Raw genomic sequence first — 17,587 nt, 5'->3', positions numbered from 1 at the left:
AGCAAAAAATTACACTACGTTATTTACCGAAGTGATGCCGGTCAGGTCAACGGCCCGACCGGTATCGACAAAGCCATGCCCACCAGAAACACCCTCTTCATCATGTGCGACCAGCTGCGCCAGGACCACCTGGCGTGCTACGGCCACCCCACCCTGCGCACAAAGCACATCGACGCCCTGGCCGCGCGCGGCGTGCGCTTCACCAAGGCGTTCGTCACCTCTGGCGTTTGTGGCCCGAGCCGCATGAGCTTCTATACCGGGCGCTACCCGAGCAGCCACGGCGCCACCTGGAACCGCGTGCCGCTGTCCGTTGGCGAAGTCACGCTGGGCGAATACCTGAAGGACAGCCACCGCACGCTGGCGCTGGCCGGCAAGACGCACGTGATGCCCGACAACGCCAACATGAAGCGCCTGCATCTCGACGGCTGCAGCGAGCTGGAAACGCTGCTGCGCAGCGGGCACTTTGTCGAAGTCGACCGCCATGACGGCCACCACGCCGAGCCGCACAGCGCGTATGCCGAGTGGCTGCGCAAGCAAGGCTACGACAGCGCCGACCCGTGGACGGACTACGTGATCAGCGCCGAGAATGCGCAGGGCGAGATCGTGTCGGGCTGGCAGATGCGCAATGCCGGCCTGCCCGCACGCGTGGCGCAAGCGCATTCGGAGACGGCTTATACGGTGGGCCAGGCAATGCAGTACATCGCCGCGCGCGGCGACGACCCGTGGGTGCTGCACCTGTCGCTGGTCAAGCCGCATTGGCCTTATATGGCGCCCGCGCCCTACCACGCGGCCTACTCGCTGGACGACTGCCTGCCGCTCAGGCGCCACGAGGCGGAGCTGGACAACCCGCATCCGGTGCTCGACGCGTACCGCACGCAGGAAGAATGCGCCAACTTCATGCGCAGCGAAGTCTCGGACACGGTGCGTCCCACCTATCAAGGCCTGGTGCAACAGATCGACGATCGCCTGGGCGAGTTGTGGGAACAACTGGAGCGTCTGGGCCGCTGGGAAGACACGCTGATCGTGTTCACGGCAGACCACGGCGACTTCCTGGGCGACCACTGGCTCGGCGAGAAGGAGCAGTTCTACGACACCGTGCAGAACATCCCGCTGATTGTCTACGACCCCTCGGCCGAGGCCGACGCCACCCGCGGCAGCGCGGATGCGCGCATGGTCTCGGCCGTGGACGTGGTGCCGACCGTGCTGGACGCGCTGGGCCTGCCGCCGGCCGACCATCGCGTGGAAGGCCGCTCGCTGCTGGACCTCACGCGCGAGCGCGGCAATGGCCAGTGGCGGGATTTCGTGGTGTCGGAGCTGGACTACGCGTATCGCGGCGCGCGGATCGCGCTGGGCCGGCAGCCGGGCGAGTGCCGGGCGTGGATGGTGCGCAACGCGCGCTGGAAATATGTGCACTGGCAGGGTTTCCGCCCGCAACTGTTCGACCTGGAACGCGACCCGGACGAGTTCTTCGACCTGGGCGAGGATGCCGGCCACGAAGCCATCTGCTCGACGATGCGGCTGCACCTGCTGGAATGGTTCTGCACCCTCAAGCCGCGCACAACGGTGAGCAACGACGAGGTGGCGGCCAAGACCAATGTCTACAAGCAGGCGGGCGTGTTTTTTGGCGTTTGGTGAGGTGGCTTGAATCGTGCCATGACGCGCCGGGATAGCGCCTGGGATAGCGCCCGGGGCTAAAGAATCCTGCCGGTCTGGCCGTAATACCGCCTAAGCCACCCTGGGCATTGGTGCCAGGGCAACGGCCAGGAGTGGTGGAGCCCGGCAGACGCCGTCGAATCTTGTCAGGCAAGCATGGAGGTTCCTCGCCACGATCATGGAACGCAACCGCTGCAAGGTTTTGGAATGGGCAACTTGGTCCTGCTCGAGGATGAGGTCGAGCTGCGCGAGGAAATAGCGGCTTTCCTGCAAAAGCGAGGCTGGAAGGTCAGCCAGGCCGGCAGCCTGGCGCAATTCCGGCCGCTGGCCGCACAGGCGGACATTGCCGTCATCGACGTCATGCTCCCCGACGGCACGGGTTTCGATGCGGCCAGCCGCCTGCGCCGCGAGCGCCCCGGCTGCGGCATCGTCATGCTCACGGCCCGCGGCGAAACGCAGGACAAGCTGCACGGCCTGAACGGCGGGGCCGACCACTATCTCGTCAAGCCGATCAAGCTGCTCGAATTCGACGCCATCCTGCGCTCCTTGAGCCGCCGCGTCGTCTCCAACTGGTGGCTCGACCGGCAGGCCAGCACGCTGGTGGCGCCTGCGGGAGCCCGCCTGACCGTGTCGTCCAACGAGAGCAAGCTGCTCGAAATGCTGGCGCTCCATCCCACCCAGCCCGTCGATCGCCGCCAGATCGCCGAAGGCTTCGGCTTTGACTGGCTGAGCTACGACGAGCGCCGGCTGGAGACCATGGTCAGCCGCCTGCGGCAACGCTGGCGCAGCGAATCGGGCAGCGAATTGCCGCTCAAGACCGCCCACCGCAAGGGCTATACGTTCGCCGCGCCCATCGCGCTGGCCTGAGCCCGCACCCCCGGCAGCGCCGACGGCAGAAAAATCGTGGCGCGGCAGCCCTGCCCCGGCGCACTGTCCAGGGTCAAGGTGCCACCCTGCATTTCCACCATGCGCCGGGCCAGCGACAAGCCAAGCCCGGTCCCCGGTTTCTGGCCGGCATTCTGGCCGCGATAAAAGCGCTCGAATACGCGCGGCAGGTCCGCCGCCTCGATGCCGGGACCGTTGTCCTGTACTTCCAGCAACACGCCATCGGCCACCTCCCGGCCCCGCAAGACCACCCGGCAGCCCGCGGGCGTGTACTTCACCGCGTTGTCGGCCAGCGTGCGCAATGCCAGCCGCAGCAGGCTGGCGTCGCACGGGAAGGCTTCTGGCAAGCGCCCCCCATCCACCTCCAGCCGGTGCCCTTCCGACAGCAGTTGCGCGGCTGCCGCGGCGTCCTCCAGCAAGTCCGCCAGCCTGGTGGGTGACGGCCGGGAGCCATGCCGCAGCAATTCGAATCCGTCTTCATGCAGGGAGTCATTGAGCAGCATGGTCAGGCGTTGCGTGGCGCGCAGGATCTTCTGGTACCGGGCGGAGGTCTGCGGGTCATCATGGGCATCGTCCAGGTCCAGGTTCTGCGCCGTGGCATCGATCACCGCCAGCGGCGTGCGCAGTTCATGCGAGACGGTGGACAGGAACTGCCGCTGCTCCTCCTGCGCGCGCCGCTCCAGCGACAGCGACGCTTCTACCTGCGCCATGGCGCTCCTGAGCGCCTGGGTGCGCAAGGCAACCTTGACCTCCAGGTCGCGCTCGGCCTGGCGTGCCACGCGCAAGGCTTCGGCCTGGGCGGCCTCCTTTTCGGCGCGCATGTCGGTGTAGCGCCAGCTGATGGCCGAATTCATGATGAGCAGGAACGCCATCATGCCCAGGTAGTTGGCGTTGTCGACGAACGGGCCGGGGTCGATCGCGCCGACGTTGCGCGCCAGGCGCAGCACGGTGCCGCCGAAAAGCAGAACCAGGACGAACAAAAGCACACGCGCGGCCTTTTGGCCGCGCCACGTCATCGCCGCAGAAACGAGCAGCAGTATCCCCATGGTAACGAGGCCCCAGAGCAGCGCCAGTGGCCGTATCCACCAGACGTTGCCCAGCAGCAAGCAGGGGGTCATGACCAGCGCCACCCCCCAGGCCAGCAGCGAAAATCCGATCGCCCAACGCCGCCACGGCGACTCGTACAGGCCCAGGTAGTGCGCCGTGAACAAGGTGCCAAGCGGCGTCGCGAAAAACCAGCTCACCACGTAGACGGCATCGCTAGTCAGCGGCCATCCAGGCAGGAGGTACTGATACGTGAAGCCCTCGGCGGACAGCGAGGTGAACAGATTGGCCAGTACCGTCAGGCTGAACAGGCCAAAGGAGAGATTACGCGTGACCCAGTAAAACCAGACGCTGGTAATCAGCAAGACCAGGTGCGCTGCGTAGAACAAGCCAAACAGAAGCAGCTCGGTGCCGATAAAGGAAATGAACGCTTCCGGCGACCACGCCACGAGCGGAAAGCTCATCGTGCTGGTACTGCGCACGCGCAAATACACGGTAACCGGCTTCTCCACCGGCAAGTCGAGCTGAAACACCGGATTGCGGTAATCCACGTCGCGCCCCGCCACCGGCCGCCTGTCGCCGGACACCCGCTGCACGTAACCACCCGCCGTTAGCGGCTCGAACAGCGTGACGTCGTCCAGCAGCGCCGAGCGCAGTTCCAGCAACCATACCGGCGCAGCTTGCGCGGGCCGCGTCAGGGTGATGCGCAGCCAGACGGCCCCCTTCACGTAGCCAAGGGCGGGAGGGGAGTACTGGGGCTGGAAGGCCGCCGCGAACTCGGGCCGCGTTAGCTGCTCGATGGTCAGCACATCCTGCGGATCGCGCAGCAGCTCCCAATGCTCGCCGAGAGAGACCTCCCCCGACGGCGGCAGACGCATGTCCGCCCATGCGGCGGAGTGGCCGAGCCAGCACAAGAGAACGATCCAGAATAGCCGAAGCATTGTCCCTTCAAGTCGTGTTTCGCGTAAAAAGGCCATGACTATATCCCAGCAAGGATCGGCCTTTTTCACTTTCCCAGGCGATGTCAGGATTTGTCAGTTTTACGGTGATTCCATTGGATAGGATCGGCGCAGATAACAGATAACGGCACTCGACATCTATCCGCCATGCGTAATCAAGCCTGTCGCACTCACTGCGATATCCAACATGGCGTCACCGAGAGGAACCAGTCAGTGACGACACCGCAAGACAAAGCGCTACGGCCCCGCTCAGCCACCCACGGCGCCGTCGCCGCCGTTGGCCTGGCAGCGTTCCTGCTTGCCGTTACCATCGTGCGCACCGACCGGCCCTTCGGCGAGAACATGGTCCATTCAGCCTTGTTCATCGTCGCGGTGACGGCAGCGGCCATCTTCCTGCTCGATCTGATCTGGCGCAAGGTGCACTTGCGCGCCTCCACCGGCCTGGATTTTTCCCGGGACAATCCGTCGTGGCACCGCAGCCTGACCAAATTTGCGGGCCTGCTTGGCAGCATGGGCTTTGTCGGCCTGCTGTACTGGCTGTTCCCCGAATACCACGCCGCGTTCTACGAGCGCTATTTCTCCATGCTGGCAATCGCGCTGCCGGCCTGGGTCGCACTGGCGCTGCCCTATTTCTTCTTCGTCGACCGCAAGATGGCCCGGCCCCTGGACGGCTACTGGCACATGGGCAAGCTGGTCACGCTGCAGTGGGACAAGATGGATGGCAAGGTGGTGGGGCAGCAGCTGCTAGCGTGGTTGATCAAGGGCTTCTTCCTGCCCCTGATGTTCACCTATATGTGCAATGACCTGGCGCGCTTCATCGCCGCCGACTTTGCGCTGCTGACGAGCTTCAAGGCCTGGTTCGACCTGCTCTACGGCTTCCTGTACTTCATCGATGTCGGCCTGGTGGTGATGGGCTACCTGATGGCGCTGCGCATCACCGACACGCACGTGCGCTCGGCTGAGCCGTCCATGCTGGGCTGGGCAGTGGCGCTGATATGCTACGAGCCGTTCTGGTCGCTGATCGGGCGGCAGTACCTGCATTACGAGACCGGCCTGCAGTGGGGCGCGTGGCTTTGGAACACACCGCTGCTCTATGGCATCTGGGGCAGTGCGATCCTGGTGCTGACGGCGATCTACGTCTGGGCGACGGTGATCTTCGGCGCGCGGTTCTCGAACCTGACCCACCGGGGCATCATCACCAACGGGCCTTACCGGTGGACCAAGCATCCCGCCTATGTGGCCAAGAACCTGTCCTGGTGGATGATCTCCATCCCCTTCATGGCCCAGGGCTCGGCGGATGAAACACTGCGCCACTGCCTGCTGCTGCTGGCCTTGAATGGCATCTATGCGATGCGGGCCATGACGGAAGAGCGGCATCTGTCCCAGGATCCGGACTATGTGGCTTACGCCAGATGGATCGACCACCATGGCATGTTCCGCTTCCTGCGGCATCTGCCCGTGCCGGGAAACCTGCGCTACAGGCCACCGGCGCCACTTGAGCCGGCCGCCTGATTACCCATCGGCCGGCACCCTGTTGCCGGCCGATGGCATCACCCCACGAACCGATATCCCACCCCCACCTCCGTCATCAGGTGCGAGGGTTGCGCGGGATCGGCTTCCAGCTTGTGCCGCAGGTGCCCCATGTACACCCGCAGGTAGTGGCTGCTCTCCGAGTGCGCCGGCCCCCAGACTTCGCGCAGCAGTTCGCGATGCGTCATGACCTTGCCGCGATGCGCGATCAGCACGGCGAGCAGGCGATACTCGATCGGCGTCAGGTGCACGTCCTGCCCGGCGCGGGTGACCACGCGGTTGGCCAGGTCGATCTGCACCTCGCCAAAGCCGATCTGCGGGGTTCCTTGCGGATTGGTCTTGGCGTGGCGGCGCAGCAGCACGCGCACACGCGCGATCAGCTCGCCCACGCCGAAGGGCTTGGTCAGGTAGTCGTCCGCGCCGGCGTCCAGCGCGGCGATCTTGTCGTCCTCGCCGGAGCGCGCCGATAGCACCAGCACCGGCACTTCGGTCCAGGTACGCATCTCGCGGATCAGCGTCATGCCGTCGCCATCGGGCAGGCCCAGGTCGAGGATCACCACGTCGGGCTGGCGCGTGCCGGCATCGATCAGGCCGCGCTTGAGCGTCTCGGCCTCATGCACGGCGCAGCCTTCTGCCTGCAGCGCCTCGCGCACGAAGCGCCGGATATGCGGCTCGTCTTCGACCAGCAAGACAGTTGGCGAAAATTCAAATCCCATTTCAGTTGGACTCCTTGTTTGCTGCATCACGTGCAACCAGCCCGGCGCCGTTGCCGTGCGTGGCAAGCCGCGCCGATTCAAGCGCCTCGGGCGGCTCGGGCTCGATCGCAGGCGGATTGCCGCGCGGCAGCGCCACGACAAAGCGTGCGCCAGTGTGGTCCGCGTTCACGCTCTCCACCCAGATGCGCCCGCCGTGCGCCTGCACGATGGCCTCGCACACGGCCAGGCCGAGGCCAACGCCCGCGGTCGCGGATTCGCGCTCGCCGCGCGTGAATTTCTGGAAGATCGAGAGCTCTTGCCCGCGCGGCACGCCGGGGCCGTCGTCCGCCACCGCGAGCCGCACCTCCGCTTCGACCACTTCGCCGGAGATGCGGATACCGGTGCCCGGCGGCGTGTACTTGGCCGCGTTCTCCAGCAGGTTGCACAGCACCCGCTCCATCAGCACCGCATCGCACTCCACCAGCGGCAGCGCCGATAGATCCGCGACCGACACGCGGTGCCGCGACAACGCATCACGCATGCCGGCAAGCGCCGCGCCGACCAGCTCTTCGAGCGACTGCCACTCCTTTTGCATGCGCACGTCGCGGCTTTGCAGCCGCGCCATGTCGAGCAGGTTGACCACCATGGTGCGCATGCGCAGCGCTTGCTCGCGCATGGCAGCGACGGTTTCCGACAGCGACGCAGGCAGCGGCGGCTCGGTGCGCTGCATGGTCTCGGCCATGCCGATCAGGCTGGTCAGCGGCGTGCGCAGGTCATGCGAGACGGCGGCCAGCAGCGAGCTGCGCAGCCGCTCCGACTCCATCGACACCAGCGCCTGCTGCGCGACCTCCACGTAGTGCAGCCGCTCGATGGCAATGGCGATCAGCGTGGCGAAGACGTCGATCTGGCGGCGCCGCTCGGGCCGCGCGAGCGCGCGCCACTCTTGCGGCTCCACCGCGAGCACGCCGCGCGTCTGCATGGGCGCCTTGAGCGGCAGGTAGAGCACGGTGCTGCCGGGCAGCGTATGCGTGCCGGTGCCGGCGGGCTGGCCGTGATCAAACACCCATTGCGCCAGCACGGGATCGATCGCGTCATTGCCTCGCTGCGTGGGATCGATCACCGGCGGCATCAACCGCCCCTTGGGCGAGACGAGGAAGAACGCCGAGCGCGCACCAAGCGCGGCTTGCAGGAAGCGGCTGCTGATGTCGATGATCTGCTCGGGCATCAAGGCAGCGGACAACTCGCGCGCCAGCTCGTACAGGGTGCGCGCATCGGTCTCGCGCTCCACCGACACCTGGGCCTGCTCGCGCAGCCCGGCGGTAAGCTGGCCGATCACCAGGCCAACCGTCAGCAACACCGCGAACGTCACGAGGTACTGCACGTCGCTCACAGCGAAGGACATGCGCGGCGGCACGAAGAAAAAGTCGAAGGCCCCCACCGACAGCACCGAGGCCAGCGCGGCGGGGCCGCGGCCGTGGCGCAGTGCCACGCCGACCACGGCCGCGAGGAACAACATCGCGATATTGACCAGGTCGAACCACGGCCGCGTCAACGCCGACAACAAGCTGGCGCCCCCGCACCATGCAACCGCCCACAGGTAGTCGATGCGGTGCGCCACCACGCCGCTGTCGTCGTTGCGCGCCGAATCCTCGCGCACGTCGGCGCGCCCGCCCGCCGGTTGCGCGCGGCCGCGCGTATCGGCGCCCATGGCGTCGGCGGCCACGCGGATCACGTCGATCTCCGGGCAGCCGAGCGCCAGCGAATCGGCAAAGCTATGGCGCCCGAACAGCCAGGCGCGCGCGCCCAGGAACGGCGACAGGCCGAGTGCCAGCAGCGCCCGGCCACGAGCCAGGAGGCTGCCGCCGTTGCGGCGCCAGTTGCCGGGGGCGCGCCCGACCACCACCTTGGTGAGGTTGTGGCGCCGCACATAACCCGCCACCGCCTGCACGATATCGCTGCCGGCCAGCGTCTCGGTGCGCGCGCCCAGCTCCTCGGCCAGCCGCATCGCCTCCTCGATATTCGCGCGCTCGTGCCCGGCAAGCGGCGCCAGGCGCGGCGTGGCCACCGTCACCACATGCCAGTCGCAATCGAGCTGCCCGGCCAGCCGGCGCGCGCTCTTGACCACCTGCGCGGCATCGTCGCCGGTGCCGATGCACGCCAGCACCGCCTCGCGCGTGCGCCACACCGGACGGATGGATTCGGCATGGCGGTATGCGCGCACGTCGTCATCGACGCGGTCGGCGGTGCGGCGCAGCGCGAGCTCGCGCAACGCGATCAGGTTGCCCTTGCGGAAAAAATTGGTGGCCGCGGTGCGCGCCTGCTCCGGCAGGTAGACCTTGCCGTCGCGCAGCCGCCGCAGCAATTCGTCGGCGGGCAGGTCCACCAGGATGACTTCGTCGGCGTCATCGAAGACCGTGTCGGGTACCGTCTCCCACACACGGATGCCGGTGATGCCGCCCACCGCCTCGTTGAGGCTGTCCAGGTGCTGCACGTTGACGGTGGTCCACACATCGATGCCGGCCGACAGCAGCTCCTCGATGTCCTGCCAGCGCTTGGGGTGGCGGCTGCCGGACGCGTTGGAGTGCGCCAGCTCGTCGACCAGGATCAGCGCCGGGCGCCGGGCCAGCGCGCCGTCCAGGTCGAACTCCTGCAGCACGCGGTCGTCGAGCTTGTGATGCGGCATGGCCTTCATCGGCAGCCGCTCCAGCCCCGCGATCAGCGCCTCGGTCTCGGCGCGGCCATGGGTCTCCACCACGCCGATCACGACATCGCTGCCCTGCTCGCGCAGCGCACGCGCCGCGGTCAGCATGGCGAAGGTCTTGCCCACGCCCGCGGAGGCGCCGAAATACACCCGCAGCTTGCCGCGCGCGGCGCGCTCGCCCTCCTGCTGCATGCGTTGCAGCAAGGCGTCTGGATCAGGCCGGCCGGGGGCGTCGCGCTGGGCGGTGTCAGGCATGGTGGGGGTCATTGCCCGGGAGGAGGATGGATGAAAACGATTGTGCCACGCCTGAGGTCAAACACCGCGCGAATAGCGCGCCGGGGCGCATGCCGAAGCCGCCGAACGGGCCAAAGCAGCGCGCCATGACGACGGCTGTCTCTCCCTCTCCCCTCATGGGGAGAGGGCCGGGGAGAGGGGCGGTTTGGCTAGGAGCCACTTGAAGCGAAGCCAACGGTTTTATCCGGCCCACCCCCCGCCCGCCATGCGGGACAGGGGTGCAAACCAGTGAATGCATGGCGAGGCAATCGCGTGCGCCCTCACCGCTTCTCGGCATCCAGCGCCAGGTTCAACTGGAGCACATTCACCACCGGATCCCCCATCACCGCAAGCAGCGGCTTTTCCGTGTTGGCCGCAACCAGCGCCTCTACGCGCTCCAGCGGCAGGCCGCGCAAGCGGGCCACGCGTGCCGCCTGGTACTGCGCCGCGGCCGGGCTGATCTGCGGATCGAGGCCACTGCCTGAAGCCGTCACCAGATCCACCGGCACGGCCGCCTTGTTGCCGGGGTCCGCCTCGCGCAGCGCGTCGATACGGGCGCGCGCGGCATCGGTCAGGGCCGGGTTGCTCGGGCCGAGATTGGAGCCGGCGGAAGCCGCGGCGTTGTAAGGCATGGGCGCGGTGGCCGACAAGCGGCCCCAGAAGTACTTCGAATCCGAGAACGGCTGGCCGATCAGTTCCGAGCCGATGACGCGGCCGTCCTTGACGATCAGCGAGCCGGCCGCTTCATGCGGGAACACGGCGCGCGAGATGCCGGTGATCACGCCGGGGTACAGCAGGCCGGTAACGGCCGACAGCACGACGAAGATCGTCAGCATGGGGCGCAGCAGGCCACCCTGGATGGGCGTGGCGGGCTGGGCGGGTTGGACTTGCGTATTCATGGATGGCTCCGTTTATGTTCAGCGCGTTCGATGCGTTCGATACTGCGCTCAGACCCAGCCGAACAAGGTCAGGATCATGTCGATCACCTTGATGCCGACAAAGGGCACCAGGATGCCGCCGAGGCCGTACACCAGCAGGTTGCGCCGCAGCAAGATGGCCGCGCCGAGCGGCCGGTACACCACGCCGCGCAGCGCCAGCGGGATCAGCACCACGATGATCAGCGCGTTGAAGATCACCGCCGACAGGATGGCCGAGGCCGGCGTGGACAAGCCCATCACGTTGAGCTGGTTGAGCTGCGGATACGTGGTGGCGAACGCTGCCGGGATGATGGCGAAGTACTTCGCCACATCATTGGCCACGCTGAAGGTGGTGAGCGAGCCGCGCGTCATCAGCATCTGCTTGCCGATCTCGACGATCTCGATCAGCTTGGTCGGATTGCTGTCGAGGTCGACCATGTTGCCGGCTTCTTTCGCCGCCTGCGTGCCGCTGTTCATCGCCACCGCCACGTCGGCCTGCGCCAGCGCCGGTGCGTCGTTGGTGCCGTCGCCGGTCATCGCCACCAGGCGGCCTTCGGCCTGGTAGTCGCGGATCAGCTTGAGCTTGGCTTCGGGTGTGGCTTCGGCAAGGAAGTCATCGACGCCGGCCTCCGCCGCGATCGACGCCGCGGTGAGGCGGTTGTCACCGGTGATCATCACCGTCTTGATGCCCATCTTGCGCAGCTCGCCGAAACGCTCGCGAATGCCGGCCTTGACGATGTCCTTGAGCTCCACCACGCCGAGCACGCGTACATGCTCGCCATCGGTGCTGGACTCCGCCACCACCAGCGGCGTGCTGCCGGCGCGGGCCACGTCGTCCACAGCCTGCATCACGGCCTCGGGGAACTTGCCGGCGCGCTCGGTCACGTACTTGCGCACGGCATCGGCGGCGCCCTTGCGCACGCTGCGTCCGCCGGCATCCACGCCGCTCATGCGGGTCTGCGCGGTGAACGGCACGAAGATCGGGCGCAGCGCGCTGATATCGGGCGTGGCGGCGCCGGCCTGCTGGCGCGCCAGCGTGACGATGCTGCGGCCTTCCGGCGTTTCATCGGCCAGCGACGACAGCCAGGCGGCTTCGGCCAGTTGCTGCGCCGACACGCCGGGCGCGGCGATAAAGCGCGAAGCCTGGCGGTTGCCGTGCGTGATGGTGCCGGTCTTGTCGAGCAGCAGCACGTCCACGTCGCCGGCGGCTTCCACCGCGCGGCCCGAGGTGGCGATCACGTTGGCTTCCATCATGCGGCTCATGCCGGCCACGCCGATGGCCGACAGCAGGCCGCCGATGGTGGTCGGGATCAGGCACACCAGCAACGCGATCAGCACGGTGATGGTGACGGGCATGCCGGCCTTGGCGACCAGCACGCTGTACACCGAGAACGGCTGCAGCGTGGCGGTGGCCAGCAGCAGCACGATGGTCAGGCCCACCAGCAGGATGGTCAGCGCCAGTTCGTTCGGCGTCTTCTGGCGCTTGGCGCCTTCCACCATGGTGATCATGCGGTCGATGAAGCTCTCGCCCGGATTGGTGGTGATGCGCACCACGATCCAGTCGGACAGCACGCGCGTGCCGCCGGTGACCGAAGAAAAGTCGCCGCCGGACTCGCGGATCACGGGAGCCGATTCGCCGGTGATGGCGCTCTCGTCCACCGAGGCCACGCCCTCGATCACGTCCCCGTCGCCGGGCACCATGTCGCCCGCCTCGACCAGCACCACGTCGCCACGGCGCAGCGCGGCAGCGCCGCGCGCCTCGGTGGCGCCGGCGGCGCGGTAGTCGCGCCGGCCTTCCTTGACCAGCTTGGCGGTGACGGTGGTCTTGAGCCCGCGCAGCGCTTCGGCTTGCTGCTTGCTGCGGCCCTCGGCCAGCGCTTCGGCAAAGTTGGCGAACAGCACGGTGAACCACAGCCACACCGACACGGCCAGGATAAACCCGGCGCTCTCGCCGCCCGCCGTGGCGGGCGAGAACAGCGCGCGGAAGAACAGGATCGTGGTCAGGATGCTGCCTGCGTAGACCACGAACATCACCGGGTTGCGCAACTGGTCGCGCGGCGAGAGCTTCTTCACCGAATCGAGCAGGGCCGGCTTGACGAGCTCGGGCGCGAACATGCCGCCGCGCGGGCGATGATGGCCGCCGCTCTTTTGCGCGGCCAGGGCCGGCGTGACCACGCTGGTGGCCGGGGTAGTGTTTGCGGGTGCCGCGCCGGCGTTCTTGCTGCGCGTCACCATGGATTCTTGTTGCATGCGTTTCTCCATTACTTGCTAGCCGCCGAGACCACCGGCGCCTGCAGCTGCTCCGCCACCGGGCCCAGCGCCAGCGCCGGGATATAGGTGAGCGCGCCCACCATCAGCACCGAGCCGACCAGCAGCACCACGAACAGCGGGCCGTGCGTGGGCATGGTGCCGCCCGTCACCGGCAGCCTGCGCTTGGCCGCCAGCGAGCCCGCCATGGCCAGGATCGGCACGATGATCCAGAAGCGGCCGAACCACATCGCCGCGGCCAGCGCCACGTTGTAGAAGGGCGTGTTGGCGGACAAACCGCCGAAGGCGCTGCCGTTGTTGTTGGCAGCCGACGAGAACGCATAGAGGATTTCCGAGAAGCCGTGCGTGCCGGGGTTGAACACACCGGCGCGGCCCGGCTCCACCATCACCGCCACCGCCGTGCCCAGGAGCACCAGCAGGGGCGTGACGAGGATCGCCACCGCGGTCATCTTCATCTCATAGGTCTCGATCTTCTTGCCCAGGTACTCCGGCGTGCGGCCGATCATCAAGCCCGCGATGAACACGGCGAGCACCGCATACACCAGCATGCCGTACAGGCCCGATCCCACGCCGCCGAACACCACTTCGCCAAGCTGCATCAGCAGCATCGGCACCAGGCCGCCGATGGCGGTGAAGGAGTCGTGCATGGCGTTGACCGCGCCGCACGACGCCGCCGTGGTGATGGTGGCGAACAGCGCGGTGGCGGCGATGCCAAAGCGCGTTTCCTTGCCTTCCATATTGCCGCCCGCCTGCAGCGCGCTGGCCGCATGGTCGATCGGCAAACCCGCCAGCGCGGCGTTGGCCTGCTGCTCGGAGGCCGCGGCGACGCATGCCATCACGATGAAGATCACCGCCATCGACGCCAGGATCGCCACGCCCTGGCGGCGGTCCTTGACCATCTCGCCGAAGGTGAAGCACAGCGCCGCCGGGATCAGGAAGATGGCCAGCATCTCGATCAGGTTGGCAAGCTCGGTCGGGTTCTCGAACGGATGCGCCGAATTGGCGTTGAAGAAGCCGCCGCCGTTGGTGCCGAGCATCTTGATGGCTTCCTGCGAAGCCACCGGGCCCATTGCCAGCGTCTGCTTGTCGGTCTTCATGGCCTCCATCACCGGCGCGCCCTTGGCGTCGAGCACGGGCTGGCCGGCTGCGTCCACCTTGGGCTGGCTGTATTCGACCGGCGTGACCAGGCTGACTTCCTTGTAGCTGTCGAAATTCTGGATCACGCCCTGGCTGACCAGCGCCAGCGCGATCGCGGCGGCAATCGGCACCAGCACGTAGAGCGTGCAGCGCGTCATGTCGACCCAGAAGTTGCCGATGGTGGCCGCGCTCTGGCGCGCAAAGCCGCGGATCAGCGCGAACACCACCGCGATGCCGGTGGCCGCCGAGAAGAAGTTCTGCACCGTAAGCGCCAGCATCTGCGTGAGATAACTCATGGTGGATTCGCCAGCATAGCCCTGCCAGTTCGTGTTGGTCGCGAAGCTGATGGCAGTGTTGAAGGCGGAGTCCGGCGTGACGGCGCCAAAGCCTTGCGGATTGAGCGGCAGCCAGACCTGCACACGCTGCAGCACGTAGACAGCCACCACGCCCAGCATGTTGAAAGCGATGACCGCGATGGCATATTGCTTCCAGCCCATCTCGGCATTGGCGCGCACGCCCGCCACGCGGTACAGCACGCGCTCAAGCGGGCGGCCCCAGGCCGTGGCGAGGTAGCGGTCGTCTTCCATCGCGCGGCGGATATAACGCCCCACGAAGGGCGCGAGCGCCAGCAGGATGGCTAGGTAGAGGACCAGTAGTCCCAGGAATTCGGTGGACATCAGAATTTCTCCGGCCGGAACAGGGCGATCAGGAGGTAGATAAAGACAGCAACGGCGAGCACGCCGCCCAGCAGGTCAGCCCAGTCCATCACAGCCTCCTGTCGGTGGCGCTGTCCTTGCGGCGCGCGTCGGCGGCTTCTGCGCCCGGCCCCTCGGCCGCTCCCGGCGGTTTGCCTCCGAGCGCGGCGCACAAGAGCAGCAGTGCGCCAGTCAGCGCACCAAACAGCAACAAACCAATGAAATAGATCCCGTCCATGGCAAACACCGTGAGTGATTCACAGATGGCAGATTAGGGATCGAGCGGTAAAAACGGGGTAGAGAGGGAAGGCGGGGGTGTAAAGAAGATATAAAAATCGCGTAAAAACGGTGCGAAAGCCCGTGGCGGCGCGCATCCCGCTTGCCGGGCATCGGCGCGAGCTAAAAAAAGCCCCGCAGGCTGTTGGCCTTGCGGGGCTATGCAGGTCGCCGAAGCCGGCTGTGGCGCCGGCCGCGTCAGGAGCGCCTGATCCGTTACGTCAGTTGCACGGTCAGTTGTAGGTAAAAACCGCCGACTTGTTGCTGTTATCCAGCATGCGGTACCCGAACAGCAGCCCGCGGCTGGTGGTGGCCGTGAAGGCCGGCACCGCCGCGTTGACCACGATCGAGGTCGCGCCCCTGGGCGCCGGCGTGGAGGTGCTCCAGGTGCCGCTGTTGTCGACCGTGGCGGCAACGCCGCCGATCTGCTGGGCGGCGACGTTCTGCACCCAGTCCGCCGTCAGCGACGTCTGCGCACCGGCCAGGCTCGTGTTGGACGGGTCCAGTGCGGCCAGCGACTTGCTGCCCAGCGTGTTCCACGGCAGGTTCGCCCCTTGGGTGGCCGGCACGAGATCGCTCAGCAGGGTCTTGTTATAGCTGTAGGTCGGCGTGGTGTTGGTGCCATGGAACAGCTCGATACGGTACTTCGCACCCTTGACCACCTTGGAGGCATCCGCGTTGTCCGCCGCTTGCGCCCATACCAGGCTGGCAGGATTGCCCGCCAGGGTGCTGGCCGCGCTACCGCTGAGGCCCGCGGTCCGCGAGAACCAGAAGTTCGGGCAGTTGTACGACGGCGACGGCGGACTGAACTCGTTGCCGCATTGGGCGGTGACGGGCACCGTGCCGGTCTTGTTGCTCACGTCCATATAGTTCTGGCCCACCTCGGCCGGAACCGGCGCGATATAGACGATGCCGTTGCTCGGCAAGCCGGGCCCGGTCACGCGCGCATAGCTCAGGGGCGCGTTGTTGACGACGCTGCCCGGGCCCTTGGCGTTGATCATGAACTGGATGCCGCTCTGGAAGTGGCTGTAGTTGTTGTTGTTCTTGTTGAAGCCCGGGTTCATCTGCTCGACGCGCCGGATCTGGAGCTTGAGCGTCACATCGACGGGCTGCTGGTTGCCGACCAGCCACCAGCTCGACGGATGTGCGCTGGACGCGCCGCCTGCGATATCGCGAGCCGTGGTGATGATGTTGCCGGGGTTTCCGCTGGCGTCCAGGTACCGGATGTTGAAGATGGCCTCGTCACGCCCCGAGGCCGTCGACGCGGCGGGATAGAACGCCATGATTTCCGGCACGCTGAACTGTGCGTTCGTCATGGAGTCGCTGGTCAGGATGCCATAGAGCAATTGCCCGAAGTAGTAGCCGTTGTGCAGGAAATCGATACCGGCCGCGTTGCTGATGTCGGCAGCGATGTTCTGGCATGCGGACGCCACCCCATCGACCTCCGGGCCGCCCTGCGACGCGCTCAGGCTGGTATTGGAAGACGTCACGCGCTGCGCGACGGGCAGCGCGAAGCAGGCCGAGAGCCCCTTGGCGACCGCCTGCGCTGCCTGCGGCAAGGCCGCGACGCCGGCGGGCGGCGCAGCGAGCGTGCCACCCGTGCTGGTGGCGGTGGCGATGGCCACGGGCGTCGGGTTGTCGACGGTGGCCAGCGCCAGCTTGCCGGTGGCCGGATCCGTGACCACCTTGACGATATCGAGCACCTGGTCGGCGGTATTGCCCACGCCGGCGGCGGTGGCGGCGGTGATCGCGGTCGAGAACGGATCGTAATTGGCGGGCGCGCCGATGGCGGCGAGCACGCTGGCGAGCTGCGCGACCACATTGGCGGTGACCTTTTGCAAGGCGGCGGCGTCCACCGTCTTGCCACTGACGAACGTCAGCGGATTGCCGTCGGCGGCGAGTTGCGCCACGATGGCCGTGGTCAGCGGCGTGGCGTTGATGGTCAGCTGGGCGCCGGCAGCCGGCGTGACGGTGCTCACGCTGACCAGCGGGGCGGTGTTGCCCGTGGGGTCGGTGACGACCACGAAGAACGGCGCCACTTCGCCCGTCTTCAGGGTACAGGTGTAGGTGCCCAGCGCGCTGGTGGTGATCGCGGCTTCCTGGCAGGGGGACGCGCCCGCGCTGTCGGTAATGGCCACATTGGCGTTGGCCAGCGCCGCGCCAGTGGCGGCCGTGCCGGTCACCGCGGCTGCGGTGACCGGCTTGTCGCCGGCGGAGCCGCTGCTTGTGCTATCGCTGCCGCCGCCACCGCAGGCGGCCAGCGCCAGCAGCGCCGCTGCGCTCAGCGCGACCCCGAATGTCTGAAGTTGAAGCTTCATTGGATTTCCCCCCTGAGAATGGATTCCGGTGTTTCTTCTGCTTTTGTTTTTCGCCGGCGCCGTGCCGGCAACATGATTTACGGCAGGACCCTGTTATTCGTTAGCCGGCCGATGGCAGCGGTCTTGCGTCCCCCGGCACGGGCAAGACTAAGCAGCCGGCCAGCAGGTGGGAATCCCATAAACATGGCATGGCGCCCTACCCCGGATTGCGCGGGGAGGCGGGGAGGCGTGGGGGG

12 protein-coding genes are annotated in these 17,587 nt (G+C 67.0%); 3 read left to right on the top strand and 9 right to left on the bottom strand.

Annotated elements, in window-relative coordinates:
* Positions 1-75: 75 nt before the first annotated feature.
* Together A9975_RS30690 and A9975_RS30685 are read left to right on the top strand one after the other, a co-directional pair.
* Positions 76-1,635: a sulfatase-like hydrolase/transferase gene (locus A9975_RS30690; protein WP_183036046.1), complete on the top strand. Its 1,560-nt coding sequence runs from the start codon at positions 76-78 to the stop codon at positions 1,633-1,635.
* A gap of 225 nt (positions 1,636-1,860) precedes the next feature.
* Positions 1,861-2,520: a response regulator transcription factor gene (locus A9975_RS30685; RefSeq protein ID WP_183036045.1), complete on the top strand. Its 660-nt coding sequence runs from the start codon at positions 1,861-1,863 to the stop codon at positions 2,518-2,520.
* On the opposite strand, the gene A9975_RS30680 is transcribed toward A9975_RS30685, so the two are convergent.
* On the bottom strand, positions 2,487-4,460 hold the full coding sequence (locus A9975_RS30680) for a sensor histidine kinase (RefSeq protein ID WP_255504116.1): 1,974 nt from the start codon (positions 4,458-4,460) through the stop codon (positions 2,487-2,489). The genes A9975_RS30685 and A9975_RS30680 overlap by 34 nt on opposite strands.
* Before the next feature lie 294 nt (positions 4,461-4,754).
* Here A9975_RS30680 and A9975_RS38670 point away from each other — a divergent pair, with 294 nt between their 5' ends.
* The gene (locus tag A9975_RS38670) at positions 4,755-6,053 is read left to right on the top strand and encodes an isoprenylcysteine carboxylmethyltransferase family protein (protein WP_183036043.1); all 1,299 of its coding nucleotides are present in this window, start codon (positions 4,755-4,757) and stop codon (positions 6,051-6,053) included.
* A gap of 38 nt (positions 6,054-6,091) precedes the next feature.
* Here A9975_RS38670 and kdpE read toward each other — a convergent pair whose 3' ends face one another.
* The 8 genes from kdpE to A9975_RS30635 form a co-directional block, all read right to left on the bottom strand.
* Positions 6,092-6,787, bottom strand: coding sequence for a two-component system response regulator KdpE (kdpE, locus tag A9975_RS30670; protein WP_174425652.1), 696 nt, complete (start codon positions 6,785-6,787; stop codon positions 6,092-6,094).
* Position 6,788: 1 nt separating this feature from the next.
* Entirely contained in the window at positions 6,789-9,722 is a 2,934-nt protein-coding gene (locus A9975_RS30665) for a sensor histidine kinase KdpD (RefSeq protein WP_183036042.1), read from the bottom strand.
* A gap of 299 nt (positions 9,723-10,021) precedes the next feature.
* The gene (gene kdpC / locus A9975_RS30660; protein ID WP_304523948.1) at positions 10,022-10,639 is read right to left on the bottom strand and encodes a potassium-transporting ATPase subunit KdpC; all 618 of its coding nucleotides are present in this window, start codon (positions 10,637-10,639) and stop codon (positions 10,022-10,024) included.
* A 48-nt stretch (positions 10,640-10,687) separates the two neighbouring features.
* Entirely contained in the window at positions 10,688-12,907 is a 2,220-nt protein-coding gene (kdpB, locus tag A9975_RS30655) for a potassium-transporting ATPase subunit KdpB (protein ID WP_150985440.1), read from the bottom strand.
* 11 nt (positions 12,908-12,918) lie between these two features.
* Positions 12,919-14,739, bottom strand: coding sequence for a potassium-transporting ATPase subunit KdpA (gene kdpA, locus A9975_RS30650; RefSeq protein ID WP_183036041.1), 1,821 nt, complete (start codon positions 14,737-14,739; stop codon positions 12,919-12,921).
* Positions 14,739-14,828, bottom strand: coding sequence for a K(+)-transporting ATPase subunit F (kdpF, locus tag A9975_RS30645; RefSeq protein ID WP_006164365.1), 90 nt, complete (start codon positions 14,826-14,828; stop codon positions 14,739-14,741). Before kdpF ends, kdpA begins: the two co-directional genes overlap by 1 nt.
* The gene (locus tag A9975_RS30640) at positions 14,828-14,995 is read right to left on the bottom strand and encodes a hypothetical protein (RefSeq protein ID WP_183036040.1); all 168 of its coding nucleotides are present in this window, start codon (positions 14,993-14,995) and stop codon (positions 14,828-14,830) included. The genes kdpF and A9975_RS30640 overlap by 1 nt, the downstream gene beginning before the upstream one ends.
* 271 nt (positions 14,996-15,266) lie before the next feature.
* On the bottom strand, positions 15,267-17,351 hold the full coding sequence (locus A9975_RS30635) for a hypothetical protein (RefSeq protein ID WP_183036039.1): 2,085 nt from the start codon (positions 17,349-17,351) through the stop codon (positions 15,267-15,269).
* Between the last annotated feature and the right edge of the window lie 236 nt (positions 17,352-17,587).

This window comes from Cupriavidus sp. UME77 (assembly GCF_014170355.1).
In the GTDB taxonomy this organism is placed as follows: Bacteria; Pseudomonadota; Gammaproteobacteria; order Burkholderiales; family Burkholderiaceae; genus Cupriavidus; species Cupriavidus basilensis.
The sequence above is the reverse complement of the archived record's forward strand: the minus strand, read 5'-3'. Positions and strand labels throughout refer to the sequence as shown.

What these genes read in the sequence shown, in the direction of transcription:
- A9975_RS30690 (WP_183036046.1), top strand. Translation starts at nt 76, where the DNA reads ATGCCCACCAGAAACACCCTCTTCATCATGTGCGACCAGCTGCGCCAG.
- A9975_RS30685 (WP_183036045.1), top strand. Translation starts at nt 1,861, where the DNA reads ATGGGCAACTTGGTCCTGCTCGAGGATGAGGTCGAGCTGCGCGAGGAA.
- A9975_RS30680 (WP_255504116.1), bottom strand. Translation starts at nt 4,460, where the DNA reads ATGCGTCTGCCGCCGTCGGGGGAGGTCTCTCTCGGCGAGCATTGGGAG.
- kdpE (WP_174425652.1), bottom strand. Translation starts at nt 6,787, where the DNA reads ATGGGATTTGAATTTTCGCCAACTGTCTTGCTGGTCGAAGACGAGCCG.
- A9975_RS30665 (WP_183036042.1), bottom strand. Translation starts at nt 9,722, where the DNA reads ATGCCTGACACCGCCCAGCGCGACGCCCCCGGCCGGCCTGATCCAGAC.
- kdpC (WP_304523948.1), bottom strand. Translation starts at nt 10,639, where the DNA reads ATGAATACGCAAGTCCAACCCGCCCAGCCCGCCACGCCCATCCAGGGT.
- kdpB (WP_150985440.1), bottom strand. Translation starts at nt 12,907, where the DNA reads ATGCAACAAGAATCCATGGTGACGCGCAGCAAGAACGCCGGCGCGGCA.
- kdpA (WP_183036041.1), bottom strand. Translation starts at nt 14,739, where the DNA reads ATGTCCACCGAATTCCTGGGACTACTGGTCCTCTACCTAGCCATCCTG.
- kdpF (WP_006164365.1), bottom strand. Translation starts at nt 14,828, where the DNA reads ATGGACTGGGCTGACCTGCTGGGCGGCGTGCTCGCCGTTGCTGTCTTT.
- A9975_RS30640 (WP_183036040.1), bottom strand. Translation starts at nt 14,995, where the DNA reads ATGGACGGGATCTATTTCATTGGTTTGTTGCTGTTTGGTGCGCTGACT.
- A9975_RS30635 (WP_183036039.1), bottom strand. Translation starts at nt 17,351, where the DNA reads ATGAAGCTTCAACTTCAGACATTCGGGGTCGCGCTGAGCGCAGCGGCG.